Genomic DNA, 15,332 nt, shown 5'->3' with positions numbered 1-15,332 from the left:
GGTTAAGTCCTCCTTCTAGAACAGCGACGTATCGTTAATTTTTTTGGATACCTGATTGGCAATCAGCAGCAGAATGAGTGCAATGAACGCCTTAATCAGGGTAACCGCCGCAGAGTAGGAGAAGCGGTTCGAGACTATGCCTGTATAGTAGATGTAATAGTCAATTACATTACTGGCGCTGTCATTGAGCGAATTGCGCAGCACCAGGATCTGGTCAAAGTTGGAGTTCAGCACACCGCTGACTGCCAGAATGAAAAGAATGCTGATCGTCGATTTAATCGCCGGCAGTGTGACAAACCACATTTTCTGGAATCGTCCGGCTCCGTCGATCGTCGCTGCTTCGTACATTTCAGGAGAGACCCCGGAGATCGCTGCCAGGTAGATAATTGCGGACCACCCAAGCTCCTTCCAAATGTCGGAGGAAATAATAATCGTCCAGAAATAGCTGGGCTCAGCAAGATAGGTAATCGGCTGATCGATCAGATGCAGTCCCATCAAAATATGGTTCACAATCCCCACATCTGCCAGCCAGGTCGCCAGAATTCCGCCCAGTACCACCCAAGAGAGAAAATGCGGAAGATACGAAATAGTCTGGATCGCTTTCTTGTACCTTAAGGAGCGGACCTCGTTCAGAAACAGTGCAAAGATAATCGGAAGCGGGAAACCGATCAGCAGCTTGATCAAGCTGATGCCCAGTGTATTCTTGATAACATTGACCAGATCATCATCATCCATGAACTCACGGAAGTGCGTCAGCCCCACCCAGGGAGCCTCAGCGATCGATTTCACGATGTTGTATTCCTTGAAGGAAATAATCAGCCCGTACATTGGAATGTAGTTGAAAATAATCATCCAGACCACGCCGAGCAGGGCCATTGTCTGTAAATGGCGCTGGGCCAGAAGCCGCCTCCAGAACGCGCTTCTGGAATCTGAACCGGTTTCGATTTTTGGCGAAAGAAGCGGTTTCATCGCGGAATTTGCTTCAGTGCTGCTTTTGTTCTCCATCATATGGCCTCCAAAATCTGTCTGTCTGCATTTATGTGAAGCGCTTACAGCTCCATGCGTTTATTGTATAGCTTTTCAGGTTGGGCTGTAAGGGCCCAGATTTCGTATTTGGGGGCTGATTTTTCGGCTATAGAATTTGTAGTAAAGCGCGGCTGGCTCGGTGAAAACCGTGACTGCGGGGAATGTTTGGACTTCCGGTCGCTGTTGTATCCAGATTTCTTGATTCATACCGCTTCTAGCGGATGAAATCCGGATACAAAGGCGAACGCTGCCGCTCCTCCAGTTTCAAACTTCCCCTCCGCCACTCCCACCTCCTCAAGCTGGACTTTAAGTTCAAATGAAATAGAAAATCAGGCAGAGTGAGGGGCAAGGAGAGGCTGTTCCGCCTCTACTTGCCCTTTACTGTCCACTCTGAGATTGATGACTTACCGTTCTAGGATTCAATGGCAGCTGGTGGCTTAGGCTGCATCAATTACTCCAGCACCGCCCGGATTTCGGCGACTTCTCCCCGGCGCAGCGCTTCGGCCTCCGCGCCACGCAGCAGCGGGCCAGGTATCCGGCTTGCGGTCCCGTCGCGGTAAGCCAGCGTAAGACTCTGAATGGATGCCCCTCCCTCACCGAAAGTGTTCAGATGGCGCGGATTGTAATAGGTAACCCGGGTCTTTCCCAGGAAGGTAAAAGATAACTCCCCCTGCTCATCAAACAGCCAGCCCGGAAGCGCCGGGTCAAAGGATAAGGCCAGTTCCCCGTCCACCACCGAGAACACCCCGCTTCCGGCCATCATCGTCCGCCACATGCTCAGAAACTCTGCGGTGGAACCGCTAAGTCTGGCGACGAAACCTCTTCCGTGCGTGCCCGGATCCGGATTGCCGCCCGTGGCGATGAAGGAGGAGTTCTCCAGTGTACTCCGTCCATAGACTGCCGGGTCCAGGAAAGGGATAAGCGAAGTTTTCAGTTCTCCGTAGAACTCCTCATAGAGCCCCGCTTTCAGAAGCTCCAGCAAATATTTGTAGGACATATGCAGGAAGTTAGATTCCCGCTCCAGCCAGCCCGGCGTGAATGCACGCATCCGTCCGATTTCATTGGACTCCTCATCCAGAGAGACTGATGTGCGGTACATCGACGTGACCGGATCATACAGCTCCGTTTGCTTGATCCGGTTGTAGATATCCCGCGCCTCATCCGGACTGTCCAGTGTCTTCAGCCAACGGGCAGGCCCCTCCAGAAAGTACGGCAGCGGAAAGGCCTCGAACGCTTCCACCACCGCCTTAGGCAGACCGTAGCCGCTCATTACCGGCTGCCCGGCCTCATCGGTCACTACCTGAAACCGCACAGCCTCAAAGCGGAAATAAGTCGGAGTCAGACCGCCGCCCAGTTCGACTGCCTGCTCAATCCCGATATTAAGCTTGCTCAGGAATTGGCCCAGCGCCTCACGTATCACCGTAAGATTAACCGGCTGCTCTTCTCCGGTGATACCGAAGCGGATACGCTCCCGGTAGGACTCACGGGCGGATGCTACAGTATCCCAATATTCAAACTGCCCAAGCTCTCCTGCAAGTACTGCCGTTACAGCATGGTGCACCTGTTCCAGCAGCAGGGACATTTCTGTCGGAAGCTTGACGGATAATCCTGATGTTCCAGCCCCCTCTTCATTGCTATCCAGAACCTCTAGCATAAAGACGATCATCCGCTTCAGTTCAAACGTCTCACTCATCCCTGATCCGAATAACCCCGGCAGGCCGTTCATGGCATCATTCCAGCCCGGCTTGTTGCCCTCCATCTCCACACCCATGCCATAAGGGTCCAGTGTGGCAAATTTGTTCAAGGCCAATGACAGCATCTTCACGAACAGACTGGTGCGGTAGATGTCCCCATGTCCGCCTCCGGTGCGGAGCCAGTGCGTCTCCGAAGCCTTTCGCTTCAGCAGATGCAGCTTCTCCTCATCCTCTAGAAGAGCACCATATTGCCGGACCTTGCCGTCACTCAGCACATACTTCTCGCTTCGCGGCAGTACATAGGCCGGGCTGTCATAGAACGCATAGCTCTCATCTCCGAAGAGCAGCTCCTGTCTGCGTTCAGGGAAAATATCCAGATAACCCTCCACCAGATCGAGGTTATACGTCCAGTGGTCGGACCAGAAGCCTTCCCCGAAGGCGGCCTCGATGTTCTGCTGCGACCAAGCAAGCACACCGCTCAGGAATTCCTGCTCGCTCACCTTTAAGGTAACGTCATAATCAGCAATATAGTTAATCAGGCGTCCTGGAGTGAACCGGCCCGCGCAGAGCTTCACCAGCTCCTCCTGATGATCGGCCACTGCTCCGCGAATCCATTCCGCTAGTTGCGGCGCTTTGCCGGGCAGAATTTCAAAGGTAGTCCCCTGAACACTGAGCGGATTGTAGCCATCCGCCTGAATCAGGCTGTAGAACATTTTGATGTTGAAGCTGCCGACCCGGGGATTGAAGAATACATCATTGCGCCGGTTCTGATTCATGTCGCGGAAGTTCCCGTTTCCCTGGGAGTAATATTCCGGCGCCAGCGAGAAAAAGTTGTAATCACGTTCCATGTCGCCATGCTTGCGGGAGAACAGATGCACGACAAAGCCTTCTCCCCCGTTATCGAAGATGAACGGATAGCCGCCACGGAGAAAATTATCCAGATAGGACTGCCGGCAGTATGCATCAAATACCGGCGAAGCGGTACGGGTGGCAATATCTGCTGTCAGCTCTTCAGTCAGGCTGGCAGCTTCCAAGGCTTTGGACATAATGTATTCATCATGGCAGAGAGTATCCGCCTTCCGGTTGATTTTGTCGATATCGTTCACATGTCCAATAATGGTGTTCAGGATCACCTTGCTGCCTGGAGCGAGCGTCCGGGCCGTACCACTGAAGCCGCAGGGAACCTTATTGACGGGATACTGGGGCTGTGCGAGCAGCTCTTCAAGCGGCAGATCAGCAAAACGGTCCGGATAACCAAGCGAAGTATTGCCTCCGAACACCGTCTCGAAGTCCACAACCGGTGCCAGCCGCTCCCCTTCTGCAGTGAAGGACAGATAGAAATGCCCGTTTCGGATTTCACTGACCTGCGCATCATCATTCGTGCTGGATCGCAGCTTGTAGAATGGAATTCCATGGTCCAGATTGTATACTTCCATCCAGCTGCGCAGCAGGTTGCCGATCTCCTTGTACCCGCTATTCTCTACACCATACGGTAAAATCTCCGGCAGACCATCCAGAAGCTCTAATTCAAGCTCCCCTCCGCTTATATTCTCGATTTCTACGCGCCGGACCAATGCAGCGTAATCATCATTCGGCATATTGAAATAGTGAACGGTTGTCTTTAATCCATAGCCCGTATGGGATTCCTCGATCATCAGCCCATTCGGGAGAATCGTCATCTTGCGTTTCGCATCGGAATCAGGCCGTGCCGACTGGAACGGCTCATACACTTCCTGAGCACCCTTTATCTTGATGAACGTGCGGAAGCCGGACGAAGCAACGTTCTTGTAGGAAATATTCGCTGGTGAGAACTCCATAATCGGCGAGTTTTTATCGCGTACTCCAAAGCTGCAAATTCCCTGACCCCGGTTCGTATAAAAGGTCCACATAGGAATGCCCTTCAGTCCTGCCAGTCCGGGCAGAAAGCTCGAAAATGGCTTGCCCTCATGAAACTGTTCGATCACAAAGTTGCCGGAATCAAAATAATAATGGCTCATACATTTGCCTCCTTAAATTAAACTGCACCAATTAACAGCATGCTGAACGTGATGAAATTACGAAAAGATAAGATGTGTTGCGATGGAATGCGGCGGTAGCGTGCATTCGGCCAACTCATCACCAAGCCCCAGAGTCACGATGCACGTATCCTCCCCCTCATTCATGAGAACAACGGCGAGACTGCCGTCCGGATTGCGGAATGCAGTGGACAGAATACCTCCGGCGGCAGACTCCAGGCCAATGCGCATAGCACCGGGAGCAATGAATTTACTGAAATGTCCGATGTAATAATAGGAGCTGTTGTAATGCACCTCATCCGAAGTCGTATCGGCAATCACCGGAGCATCGCAGAAATTGCCCACATGATTCGGTCCCCCGGTCTCGTCGAGCACAAGATTCCAGTCCAGATAGCCTTCCGTCCAGGCGTTCAGATCACCGATCATATTCCGCCCGTAACGTTCACCGGTGAACCATTCGCCCAGACGCACACCGCCCTCCTGGCAGCCCTCCGTGAACAGCAGATGCTTTTCCGGAAACAGCTCATGCACCTTGGCCACCTTATCGAATTCCTCACCGCCGTACCAGTGAATGCCTGTACCCCATACATACCGGGCAGCTTCCGGGTCGGACAACACAGTAGAGGCGCGTTCGACCATGATATCGCGGTTGTGGTCCCAGATTACGATGTTTACATCCGCCATTCCCGCCTCATGCATCACAGGGCCCAGATGGGTTTTGACAAAATCCCGCTCCTCCTCCGCACTGTACACACAGGAATCCCAAGTCTGTACGGCTGCGGGCTCATTCTGTACGGAGACGGCCCAGACCGGAATGCCCTCCTTGCGGTAAGCTTCAATGAATTTGGTATAATACCGCGCCCAAACTGCTGCATACTCCGGCTTCAGTGAACCGCCGTTGTTCATCTCCCCATTGGTCTTCATCCAGGCCGGGGGGCTCCAGGGAGAAGCCAGCATCGTCAAAGGCCCGCCTCTGACTGCCATCGCGTCTTTAATCAGCGGAAGCACCCACTTGTGGTCATGGGAAATATCAAAAGTCGCGAGCTTCGCATCCCCCTCCTGAACATAGGTATAATTCCCGAGGGCAAAATCGCAGCTGTGGATATGCACACGCCCCATGCTGTAGTTCAATCCTTCCTCCGGATGAAAATACCTCCGGATGACCTCCGCCCGCTTCACGGGGCTCATCCGGGACAGGGTATAGGCCGCCGCTTCTGTGAAAGCGCCCCCAAAACCAAGCATTTGCTGAAACTCCCGTTCCGGCTGCAATTGCACATCCGCCTTCTCATCGGTTGTGCGGACTCTGAATGCGATTGCCTCTACTGGGCTTAAGCGTTCTCCTGTGTCCTTGGCGGTCATCACTGTGCGTACTTTTGTCAATTCATCCATCTCCTTTTAGTTGTACTTATATGATAATCGAAACCGGTTTCGATTATTTCGAAAAAAAATGCGCACCCGGCGGAACTCTTTATTTTCCGCCCGGCGGCGCGCAGGAATCCCGTACGACTACCTCCACCGGAAGTAGCAGTGCTTCCTTCTCTTGTCTTTTGCCGTCGATTGAAGCAAGCAGAATCTCCGCAGCCCGGGTCCCGAGCTTTTCCGTATCCTGCCGGATGGTCGTCAATGCCGGTGTTACATAGGCGGCAAGCTCAATATCATCATAGCCGAGGACTGAAATATCGGAAGGAACAGAGAGACCTTTGTCTTTGGCTGCCATCACTGCACCCAATGCCAGCAGGTCACCCGAAGCAAATACAGCCGTAGGACGCTCCGGCAGCTCCAGCAGCTTCAGCATAGCAGCATAACCGCTTTCCCTGGAGAAAAAAGCTCCCTCAGCGATGTATCCTTCCCGCACCTCAAGCCCCTGCAGCTCCATTGCCGCTATGTACCCGAGCTCGCGCTGGCTTCCCGGAAAGGAGTTCTCGCCCCCGGAAATATGGGCAATTCTACGGTGACCCAAAGACGCCAGGTAATTCACCGCCAGATGCGCTCCTTCCATATTATCCGAACATACCGTATGCGACTGTGATGTATCATAATCCAGAATAACCGTAGGAATATCACTTTCGAGCAGCTCCAGAAAATAAGGGTCGTCATAGTCAGACAAGAAGACCACAACTCCATCCACCCCGCGAATGCGGCAATTCTCCAGATATCCGCTCTGCTTGCCGCCGACATCCTTGGAGATGAACATCAGCGCATACCCTTTGGCTACCGCAACCTGCTTGAAGCTCTCGATGACCGCACTGAAAAAGGGATGGCGGATCCCCGCCCCGGTTCCCTCTACAAACAGCACACCGATCGTCCATGACTTCTTGGTGGTCAAGGTACGGGCATGGGCGTTTGGCAAATACCCCATTTCCTGAGCCGTCCGCAATATGTCCTGACGGGTTTTCTCCCGCACATCGGAATAATTGTTGAACGCCTTGGACACTGTCGTTGGCGAGTAGCCGGTTTTTTTGGCTATATCATAAATCGTTGTCAATCCGGTTCACTCCCGCCGGCCCACTATGAAAGCCCTTTTATATTCACTGCCATTCTAACGCCTTTAGGTCCCGCCGTCCAGCAGAAATTAGGAGATCGTCCCCCACCCTGTCTGCTGTGTGATTCACCGTTCTTTGCGTTATACTAAAGCTACCACAAAAAAGAAGGGGACTGGACAGGCGTATTCAAGACGGCCTTCCACACATACCTATGACCGATATCCATCAGCCATTAACCAAACAATGCGCCTACTGTCAGCAGTATAAACCTCTAACTGAATTCCGCAGGCGCACCGGCAAGCGCTCCAAAGGCCAGTCCCGCCGCGGTGCCTGCCGGGATTGCCGCAAGGAGCTTCTGGCGAATAGACCCAAGCCGGCTGTGCGGGGAAAAGGGGCTGCAGCAATTTCGGCTACAGTGATCTCCGATGCGGGATTGACTGATACGCTCGTGCTTACGCGTCATCCACTTCCCCCGGTCCCGGCTGCTTCAGCTTCCAAGCCTGCTGTACCTGGAGCCCATAAGCCTTCCCCGCCGGGACGCTCCAAGGATGGCCAGGCAGCTCCATCGGCACACGGGATCAAGGGCAAAGCACGGCCACGCGGGGCAGACCCCCGGTATAAGGCGCCGCAGATTAGAGGACCGAAGCCTGATCCCCAGGACGCATCTGCCCTCATTCCCTCATCCAAAGGCATGATTCTCATGCGGGGGCACAGCGATAAGGGGCGGCGCTGGCATCAGGAAATCGACCTTGAGCTTGCTGTAACCCTCGTCAGGGAGCATGCCGCCGTGGTAGTGAACCGCCGCACGATCCGCCGAATCTACAGCAATAAGGATTTCCGCGCATTTATTCTGACCAGGGATAACTATACATGCCATTTCTGCGGTTTGTACGGAGATACCATAGATCATTTGCTGCCCCGTGCCAAAGGGGGCCACACTACGCCGGACAACTGTGTCTGCGCCTGCAATCTGTGCAACCAGACCAAAGCCGACCAGTATGTGGAGGAGTTCATGGGACGGTAAAAAAAAAGCGCTCTCGGACCGGGAATATGCTGTTCAGGAGAACGGCAGCCCAGGGCCGGGAGCGCTACTTTTTATTTACGTAATGTGCTTGACCCGTCCAACTTGACCGTCAGTTAGCCTTACCTTGATGCCGTGCGGATGGCGAGGCGAATTGGTTAAAATATCTTTGACTACGCCATGTGTGAGTTTGCCCGTAGGCTGATCCTGTTTCAGTACAATATCCACCTCAAGCCCGGCACGGATATCTGCTCTAACTTGCCCGTTCATGATGCGTTCCCCCCTCTCAAGTTATAATAGAATTACTAATTCAGATTAAGGATAAGGATGAGACAACCATGGCCTTCGGTATTAACAGAGAAGAATTGAGCCGCTGGAAACAGGCGGTCTCCGCAGGAGAAATCGCCTTCCTAACCCATTATTGGCTCGACCCGCGCTTTCCGGGGATGACCACAGTAACCAAAGTCGGCTGCAGCAATCTGGACCGCCTGAGAAGCTGGTGCGAGCAGCATGGGCTTCCGTCCCGGTATATTCATAACCGCAGACCTTTCCCGCATTTCGATCTTATGGGACCGAAGCAGCCGGAGATCCTCCGGCAGGAAGGGCAATGGGAGCAGCTGGAAAGGTTCCATATGCTCTGAGCCAAGGCTGAACCCCTACGCGGTTATGATGTCCTAATACAAGCTGCATACTATTTCTTATTCTTCAGATCCTTCATAATTTTCCGTCCGGTCGGAGTCTGGGCCAGTCCGCCTCCGGCTGTCTCCCGGTGCTTCTCCGGCATAGCCGATCCAACCTCCAGCATGACCTTGATGACCTCGTCAGATGGAATTACGCTGCGCACCCCGGCCAGTGCCATATCGGCAGCAGCCAGCGCCGTAACGGCTCCGAAGCCGTTGCGGACGATACAGGGAATCTCCACAAGCCCGCCCACAGGATCACAGATCAGCCCCAGTGTATTTTTGAGCGCAAGACCAACGGCATGTACGGCTTGAGCCGGAGTTCCTCCGCGCAGTTCAGTAAGTGCTCCCGCTGCCATTCCGATAGCTGAGCCAACCTCAGCCTGGCAGCCGCCCTCCGCTCCGGAGACAAATGAATTATTGGCAATTACATACCCTATCGCTCCGGCCGCGAACAGACCGGACACCATATAGTCATCATCCCAGCCGAACCGCTCCTGGCAGCTCAGAAAGACGCCGGGAATAATTCCGCAGGAGCCGGCTGTCGGTGTTGCGATTATGCGGCCCATGGAGGCATTGACCTCCGATACAGCCAGTGCATAGGCCATGGCCTGACCGGCAGGTCCGCCGAGACAAGGCTCATCTGCTGTGTTATAGGCGGCAACCCGCTGGGCGTCCAGTCCTGTCAGTCCGCTGCGCGAGGTCGTATCCTCGGTCATGCCGCGGTGGACGGCTTCTTTCATTACGCCATAATACTGGCTCATGGTAGCAAATTCCTGTTCCTTGGACCGTCCGGATTCTTCACTCTGCTGCTCCAGCATCAAAGCGCCGATCCCCATTCCCCGTTCCTCGCATAATACGGCCAGCTGGCTTAAGGTTTGAAAATTCATGGTGTGTTGTCCTTCCCTTTCTGTTCTTGCGGAGCTTCATTCAGATCTACTACCTTAACGGATTGGACGGCAGGCAGTGCACTCAGCTCATGCAGCAGCTCCGGCGTCGCCGCTTCGTCCAGCTCCAGCACTGTCAGAGCTGCACCGCTGCGGTTTTTACGGTCCAGCGACATATGCCCGATATTGAACTGGCCTCTGCGCATGACATCCGTAACACTGGCGAGTACCCCCAGGTAATCCATATGATTAATCAGTACGGTGGGATACATTCCCGTCAGCTTCACTCCAAAACCGTCAATATCCACAATTTCAATATTCCCGCCGCCGATGGATATTCCGGTAAGTGTTAATTCTGTACCTGTCTGAGCACCTGTTAAGTGTAGCCTTACTGTATTGGGATGAGGGAACAGACCCGTCCCCTCACCGAAGGAAATTGCCATCCCGGCCTCGGCTGCAAGTTCGATAGAATCAGGCAGACGTGAATCGTCCGTAGCGAAATCCAGCAGTCCGCCGGCAATCGCCCGGTCCGTCCCATGCCCTTGATACGTCGCAGCAAAAGAGCCGAAGAAAGTTACCTCGGCCGAAGACGCCGGTTCGCCCAGCACCTGCCGGGCAGCCCTTCCGATCCTTGCCGCGCCTGCTGTATGCGAACTGGAAGGCCCGACCATGGCCGGACCGATAATTGAGAATACATCTTTGAAACGCATTGTTCAGATCTCCACCTATCAAAATTCGACAATATACTTCACTTCTATATTATACTGCAGCCGCGTAAAAGCTACACTATGACATTATCTGTTACCTAAAAGGTATTCCGGGAAAACAGGACAATGCCGTCCCGCTCCTGCCACCCAATTCCAGCCCAGAAGCTGCGGCCGAGGCTGTTCCCCTCTATCACCATCAGATGACATTTGTCGATACCCTCCTGAAGCAGCCTGTCCAGACAGCGCGAAACCATCCCACGGCCGACTCCTTTACCGCGGCTGTCCCTGCTGACTGCCACATGATACATATACCCCCTGCGCCCGTCATGTCCGCACATCGCTGTACCGGCAAGCGTACCGTCCTCGTTCTCGCAGACCTGGCTCATTCCAGGGTTACGCTCCAGATAGCGGAGAATTTCTTCCCGGGAATCTGCTTGACTAAGGTTCATGCCCGCCGTATTCTCCCATAAATGATATGCGGCTTCATAATCATCGGCAATCATAGGCCTGTAGTTCATTCTCTTTCCCCATCTCTGTTTGTATTTAGTATGTATGGATAAGTCGTTTGATCCCTTTCATCAGACATCAGAGTCGCACGCTTTTCTGGGCGGATGCATAAAAATATACAGGAAACCAGAACACACCCGAGGAGTGTCGCTAATGAATCCTGTTTACCCCTATTACGGAGAACGTACAGTCTGCCGTGTGCAGCCTATAGGCTTTCCTCCGCAGCACCAAGACCGCCAGCCGGGTCTGGAGAGCCTGATGATGCCCCGGCCCATCAGCGAGAACCCGGAGAGCCGCGGCAGCGGAAAGCTGAGCGGCAAAGTGGCGCTCATCACGGGCGGAGACAGCGGGATCGGCAAAGCCGCTGCGATTGCTTTTGCCAAAGAAGGTGCCGATGTCGCCATTGCCTACTTATACGAAGCTTCGGATGCGGAAGCCACGCAGCGGCGTATTGAAGAGCTGGGGCAACGCTGCCTGCGCATTCAGACGGATTTGCGGTACAAAGCTAACTGTACCCAGGCGGTGGAACACACCGTGCAGACCTTCGGCAAATTGGACATCCTGGTTAACAATCATGGTGTGCAGTATCCGCAGCAGAGTCTTCTGGATATCTCCGAGGCGCAGCTCTACGAGACGTACCGCACGAATATTTTCCCGTTCTTCTTCCTGACACAGGCCGCGCTGCCGCATATGAAACAAGGAACAGCGATCATTAATACAGCTTCTGTTACAGCATATCAGGGAAAAAAAGATCTTATCGATTATTCGTCCACCAAAGGCGCTATCGTCTCGTTCACCCGCTCGCTCGCCCTGTCGCTGGCCGATCAGGGAATCCGTGTGAACAGTGTGGCTCCAGGACCTGTATGGACTCCGTTGATTCCTTCCAGCTTTTCTGCTGAAGAGACCAGCGTTTTTGGTAGCGACACCCCATTCAAGCGGGCAGCCCAGCCCTATGAGTTGGCCGGCGCTTATGTCTATTTAGCGGGTCCCGATTCTTCTTATGTTACCGGAACCTGTATTCACGTAAATGGAGGGGACATGGTTACTAGCTAACCAGCCGCTTGCGGGATGAATCATCCCGTAAGCCGTGTTCACTTCCCTGAAAGGATGTAAAAGATGAACAAGCTAAAAGATTACGATCTTCCGTCCGTCCGTCTAAGCGCAGGCATGTACGCATTAACCAAACTGTCTGCCGCCGGTTTGACATTTATGCTGGTCTCCCTCGTCATGCTGGCATTCCCGCATACCGGTGGCGTGCCGGAAGGCTGGCCGACCTCGGTGCCTTACGCCATCTATGCCTACGGACTGCCAGCTGCTCTAGTCGCAGATGCCCTGCTTCACGTGTTCCGCTCCACTTCGCTTCTCCCGGCCCTCTGCCTGTATGCCGTCACCGGCTATGGCGCAGGCTTGTGGCTCGCCTCTGAGCAGGGCGGAGACGCGGTATCCTGCGGCATCGCCGGAATATTTGCACTGCTACTGTTCCGGCTTGCACAACTGGCCGGAGAGCGGCAGCCGCTCCTGCTTCCGGTATTTGCCCTGTTTGTCCCGCTGCTCTGCCTGGTGCTGTTCTAAGCTGTGCTCAGAGCCCTCCGGAATCAGAGCGCCTCGATGATATCCCCGGCGATGAGCGCCGCCGGATCATGGCGCAGGCGGGCCGCCCTCTCCCCCGCCAGCCCGTGCAAGTAGACCCCAAAAGCCGCTGCCTGCGCGGCATTCAGCCCCTGTGCGAGCAATCCCGCAATGATGCCGGTCAGCACATCGCCCGCACCGCCGGTCCCCATACCCGGATGACCTGTAATATTGATATAAGCTTCGCCTTCAGGGGTTGCAATGACCGTGTGGGCTCCTTTGAGTACAAGGGTAACTCCATGCTTCCCGGCATAAGCCAGCGCCAGACCGATCCGGTCCCGCTGCACCTCAGCTGTGGATAGCCCGGCAAGCCGGGCCATCTCCCCCGGATGAGGGGTCAGGATCACCGGATGGCGGCGGCTTGCCCAAGAGCTGTAGTCGCTGTCCGCCAGAATATTCAGCGCGTCGGCATCGATGACCAGCGGAGCTTCGATGCCTTCCCACAGCGCACGCAGCCATTCCCCGTCACCCTCAAACCGGCCAAGCCCAGGTCCCACGGCGGTGACATCTCTTCCGCTGCTGAGCCGCAGCACTTCTGCGGCAGTCCCGGCGCTCCAGGCTCCGTTCTCCCCGCCGGCTGCTGCCAGCATAAGCTCGGGGGCTGCGCCGATAACAAAGGCAAGCAGCTTCTCAGGCAGCGCCCAGGTCACCAGGCCACAGCCAGCGCGCAGCGCTGCGCGGGAGGCCAGCAGGCCGGCACCGCTCATGCTGAGGCTTCCTGCCGCCACCAGCACATGCCCGTAGGTGCCCTTGTGGCCTTCGGGCGACCGGCGGCGCGACACGTCGACCTGCAGACGTGTCCGCAGCACCTCCGGCGTCAGCAGGCTGACCGGGACGCCGCTCTCCCGGGCCAAGGCAGCAGGGATGCCAATGGAGCGGACCACCACATGCCCGGCGCTGGCTGAGCCGGGATACTGCAGCAGCCCGCGCTTAAGGAACGCGAGGCAGACTGTCACTGCCGCATGAATGCAAGGCTCATGCGCCTGGCCTGTGTCCGCATCCAGCCCGCTCGGGATGTCTGCGGACACAATGGGCTTGCCGCTGCCGTTCGCAGCGGCAATAAGATCCGCATAGGCACCGCGCGGAGCTCCCGCGCTGCCCGTGCCGAGCAGCGCATCCAGGATGCCGCTGCATGCGGCAAAGTCTACCCGGTCCCGGCCGTAGACTACGGCGGGCAGGCCCATGGCTGCAGCGGCACGCTGCTGCAGCGCGGCTTCGCCGGCCAGCGACTCCGGCGCGGCCGCGTACACCAGCGTGATGGCGATGCCCGCCTCACGCAGGTGCCTGGCGGCGGCGATGCCGTCGCCGCCGTTATTGCCTTTGCCGACGAGAACGAGCCAATGCTCGGCGTCGGCACGCCCCAGGGTCAGCACGCGATCTCCGCTGACCGTGAACCCCGGCGGCCGGATCCCCGGGCCGCCGCTTCCCAGTGCTCCGGCGTCACCCAGTCCGCCTGGACCATATGCTCCTCCGGTCCGACTTCTGCCCGCTGCGCCCGCATCTCCCCGCCCCGAGCCGCATGTCCCCTCAGCTGCACTTGTTCCGCCTGCCTGACTCCATGCAGCAGGGGTATCTCTCCCGCCGGCTGCGTCACGGCAGAACCGGATGATCTCCTCCGCAATGGCCCTGCCCGCATTTTCCATCAGCGCAATAGCCGGAATACCCAGCACTTCAATGGTCTGCCGGTCCAGCTCCCGCATTTCCTCCGCAGTTACCATATACATAGCCCAGCCCCCTTTTTAGCTGCTTCGTTGGCAGCCTGACAATCTCGTCCTTCCAGTGGACACCAGATACATCCTTATCTTCAATAAAAGCCCTCCGGTCACGGAAGGCCCTATACCATATAGTTACGGCGGGTGTTGCAAGGTTAGCCTGTATCCGGCTCAATATCCAACGGTAAACCGGGTGCGGCTGAAATTCCCTTCCTCCAGCTCGTCAACAACAGCTACGGCAAAATCCTCCACGCTGATGCTGCTGTCCCCGTTCTCATCCGCCACCAGCCGGTCCAGGCCAATGCGGAACTGTCCCGTCCGTCGGCCCGGGCGGATCGTGGCCGGCGGGCTGATATACGTATAGTCAAGCTCAGAGCCGCTATAGATTTCGTAGGCATGTCCATGAGCTTGCGCAAGCGGGCGGAACTTGTCCGGAAACCCCGGTGAATCCATAAGCCACTCGCCAGACTCCGTCTTCAGACTACCTGCTCCACCGACAACAAGCAGCCGTTCAAGACCTGCAGCCTGCATGCCCGCAAGCAGACTCTCGGCCGCACGCACCAGGTCGTTCTCCCGCCCGGCAGCGGGGCCAAAGGCACTGATCACCTCTTCATGTCCGCGCACTGCCTCCGTTACCGACACCGGATCGAGAATATCAGCAGTGGCTACATGCAGACGCTCATGCTCCAGCTCCAGTGAGGCCGGATTTCGGACCACGGCAGTGACCTCATGTTTTCTTTTTAACGCTTCCTGTACAATAGCTCTGCCAATCGTTCCTGTTGCCCCAAAAACTACAACATCCATATCCTGATTTCCTCCCTTTATCCTGCTCTATATCCAAAATGGTTACCCTATATTAGCGCCGCAGGAACATTTCCTGCGAATCAGGCATGACTGGCTCCTAAATCTTACTGCGCACTTATTCTGTTACCCATAATATATGACCGTACCCCTGCCAAGCAAGAATAGCC

At 55.5% G+C, this 15,332-nt stretch carries 15 protein-coding genes; 4 read left to right on the top strand and 11 right to left on the bottom strand.

Annotated features, from left to right (window positions below; all coding sequences use genetic code 11):
• Positions 1 to 15 precede the first annotated feature (15 nt).
• The 4 genes from ACAN54_RS18190 to ACAN54_RS18175 all read right to left on the bottom strand — a co-directional run bounded on the left by ACAN54_RS18190 (position 16) and on the right by ACAN54_RS18175 (position 7,220).
• A complete protein-coding gene (locus ACAN54_RS18190; protein WP_379158268.1) occupies positions 16 to 1,005 on the bottom strand; it encodes an ABC transporter permease in 990 nt (329 codons plus the stop codon).
• Positions 1,006 to 1,477: 472 nt separating this feature from the next.
• The gene (locus ACAN54_RS18185; RefSeq protein WP_379158265.1) at positions 1,478 to 4,717 is read right to left on the bottom strand and encodes a cellobiose phosphorylase; all 3,240 of its coding nucleotides are present in this window, start codon (positions 4,715 to 4,717) and stop codon (positions 1,478 to 1,480) included.
• Positions 4,718 to 4,774: 57 nt separating this feature from the next.
• On the bottom strand, positions 4,775 to 6,115 hold the full coding sequence (locus ACAN54_RS18180; protein ID WP_379158262.1) for a glycoside hydrolase family 30 protein: 1,341 nt from the start codon (positions 6,113 to 6,115) through the stop codon (positions 4,775 to 4,777).
• Positions 6,116 to 6,203: 88 nt separating this feature from the next.
• Positions 6,204 to 7,220 carry a LacI family DNA-binding transcriptional regulator gene (locus ACAN54_RS18175; protein WP_379158259.1) on the bottom strand — a complete coding sequence of 339 codons (1,017 nt, stop codon included), beginning with the start codon at positions 7,218 to 7,220 and terminating at the stop codon, positions 6,204 to 6,206.
• Between the two features lie 209 nt (positions 7,221 to 7,429).
• Here ACAN54_RS18175 and ACAN54_RS18170 point away from each other — a divergent pair, with 209 nt between their 5' ends.
• Positions 7,430 to 8,242: an HNH endonuclease gene (locus ACAN54_RS18170; protein ID WP_379158256.1), complete on the top strand. Its 813-nt coding sequence runs from the start codon at positions 7,430 to 7,432 to the stop codon at positions 8,240 to 8,242.
• 75 nt (positions 8,243 to 8,317) lie between these two features.
• Here the strand turns inward: ACAN54_RS18170 and ACAN54_RS18165 are convergent, their stop codons facing one another.
• A complete protein-coding gene (locus ACAN54_RS18165) occupies positions 8,318 to 8,509 on the bottom strand; it encodes a YwbE family protein (RefSeq protein WP_379158254.1) in 192 nt (63 codons plus the stop codon).
• Positions 8,510 to 8,577: 68 nt separating this feature from the next.
• On the opposite strand from ACAN54_RS18165, the gene ACAN54_RS18160 reads away from it, so the two are divergent.
• A complete protein-coding gene (locus ACAN54_RS18160) occupies positions 8,578 to 8,880 on the top strand; it encodes a hypothetical protein (protein ID WP_379158251.1) in 303 nt (100 codons plus the stop codon).
• 50 nt (positions 8,881 to 8,930) lie between these two features.
• Here the strand turns inward: ACAN54_RS18160 and sdaAA are convergent, their stop codons facing one another.
• From sdaAA to ACAN54_RS18145, 3 genes are all read right to left on the bottom strand, one after another.
• Positions 8,931 to 9,809, bottom strand: a complete 879-nt coding sequence (gene sdaAA / locus ACAN54_RS18155) for an L-serine ammonia-lyase, iron-sulfur-dependent, subunit alpha (RefSeq protein WP_379158248.1) — start codon at positions 9,807 to 9,809, stop codon at positions 8,931 to 8,933.
• Positions 9,806 to 10,516 (bottom strand): L-serine ammonia-lyase, iron-sulfur-dependent subunit beta, encoded by a 711-nt coding sequence (sdaAB, locus tag ACAN54_RS18150; protein ID WP_379158245.1) that lies wholly within the window; start codon positions 10,514 to 10,516, stop codon positions 9,806 to 9,808. Before sdaAB ends, sdaAA begins: the two co-directional genes overlap by 4 nt.
• A 95-nt stretch (positions 10,517 to 10,611) precedes the next feature.
• On the bottom strand, positions 10,612 to 11,031 hold the full coding sequence (locus ACAN54_RS18145; protein ID WP_379158242.1) for a GNAT family N-acetyltransferase: 420 nt from the start codon (positions 11,029 to 11,031) through the stop codon (positions 10,612 to 10,614).
• 142 nt (positions 11,032 to 11,173) lie between these two features.
• On the opposite strand from ACAN54_RS18145, the gene ACAN54_RS18140 reads away from it, so the two are divergent.
• Together ACAN54_RS18140 and ACAN54_RS18135 are read left to right on the top strand one after the other, a co-directional pair.
• Positions 11,174 to 12,073 carry an SDR family oxidoreductase gene (locus ACAN54_RS18140; protein ID WP_379158238.1) on the top strand — a complete coding sequence of 300 codons (900 nt, stop codon included), beginning with the start codon at positions 11,174 to 11,176 and terminating at the stop codon, positions 12,071 to 12,073.
• 63 nt (positions 12,074 to 12,136) lie between these two features.
• Complete coding sequence (locus ACAN54_RS18135; RefSeq protein ID WP_379158235.1) at positions 12,137 to 12,592, top strand: hypothetical protein; 456 nt, start codon at positions 12,137 to 12,139, stop codon at positions 12,590 to 12,592.
• Between the two features lie 23 nt (positions 12,593 to 12,615).
• On the opposite strand, the gene ACAN54_RS18130 is transcribed toward ACAN54_RS18135, so the two are convergent.
• Genes ACAN54_RS18130 through ACAN54_RS18120 form a run of 3 tightly spaced genes read right to left on the bottom strand, consistent with a single transcriptional unit; the run spans position 12,616 to position 15,165 of the window.
• Positions 12,616 to 14,373 carry an NAD(P)H-hydrate dehydratase gene (locus tag ACAN54_RS18130; RefSeq protein WP_379158232.1) on the bottom strand — a complete coding sequence of 586 codons (1,758 nt, stop codon included), beginning with the start codon at positions 14,371 to 14,373 and terminating at the stop codon, positions 12,616 to 12,618.
• Entirely contained in the window at positions 14,321 to 14,536 is a 216-nt protein-coding gene (locus ACAN54_RS18125; RefSeq protein ID WP_379158229.1) for a hypothetical protein, read from the bottom strand. Before ACAN54_RS18125 ends, ACAN54_RS18130 begins: the two co-directional genes overlap by 53 nt.
• Entirely contained in the window at positions 14,533 to 15,165 is a 633-nt protein-coding gene (locus ACAN54_RS18120) for an NAD(P)-dependent oxidoreductase (RefSeq protein WP_379158226.1), read from the bottom strand. The genes ACAN54_RS18125 and ACAN54_RS18120 overlap by 4 nt, the downstream gene beginning before the upstream one ends.
• Positions 15,166 to 15,332: the final 167 nt, after the last annotated feature.

Source organism: Paenibacillus diazotrophicus (genome assembly GCF_042610465.1).
The sequence above is the reverse complement of the archived record's forward strand: the minus strand, read 5'-3'. Positions and strand labels throughout refer to the sequence as shown.

Coding starts and splice junctions, on each gene's coding strand:
- ACAN54_RS18190 (WP_379158268.1), bottom strand. CDS start 1,005: ATGGAGAACAAAAGCAGCACTGAAGCAAATTCCGCGATGAAACCGCTT.
- ACAN54_RS18185 (WP_379158265.1), bottom strand. CDS start 4,717: ATGAGCCATTATTATTTTGATTCCGGCAACTTTGTGATCGAACAGTTT.
- ACAN54_RS18170 (WP_379158256.1), top strand. CDS start 7,430: ATGACCGATATCCATCAGCCATTAACCAAACAATGCGCCTACTGTCAG.
- ACAN54_RS18165 (WP_379158254.1), bottom strand. CDS start 8,509: ATGAACGGGCAAGTTAGAGCAGATATCCGTGCCGGGCTTGAGGTGGAT.
- ACAN54_RS18160 (WP_379158251.1), top strand. CDS start 8,578: ATGGCCTTCGGTATTAACAGAGAAGAATTGAGCCGCTGGAAACAGGCG.
- sdaAA (WP_379158248.1), bottom strand. CDS start 9,809: ATGAATTTTCAAACCTTAAGCCAGCTGGCCGTATTATGCGAGGAACGG.
- sdaAB (WP_379158245.1), bottom strand. CDS start 10,516: ATGCGTTTCAAAGATGTATTCTCAATTATCGGTCCGGCCATGGTCGGG.
- ACAN54_RS18145 (WP_379158242.1), bottom strand. CDS start 11,031: ATGAACTACAGGCCTATGATTGCCGATGATTATGAAGCCGCATATCAT.
- ACAN54_RS18140 (WP_379158238.1), top strand. CDS start 11,174: ATGAATCCTGTTTACCCCTATTACGGAGAACGTACAGTCTGCCGTGTG.
- ACAN54_RS18135 (WP_379158235.1), top strand. CDS start 12,137: ATGAACAAGCTAAAAGATTACGATCTTCCGTCCGTCCGTCTAAGCGCA.
- ACAN54_RS18130 (WP_379158232.1), bottom strand. CDS start 14,373: ATGTATATGGTAACTGCGGAGGAAATGCGGGAGCTGGACCGGCAGACC.
- ACAN54_RS18120 (WP_379158226.1), bottom strand. CDS start 15,165: ATGGATGTTGTAGTTTTTGGGGCAACAGGAACGATTGGCAGAGCTATT.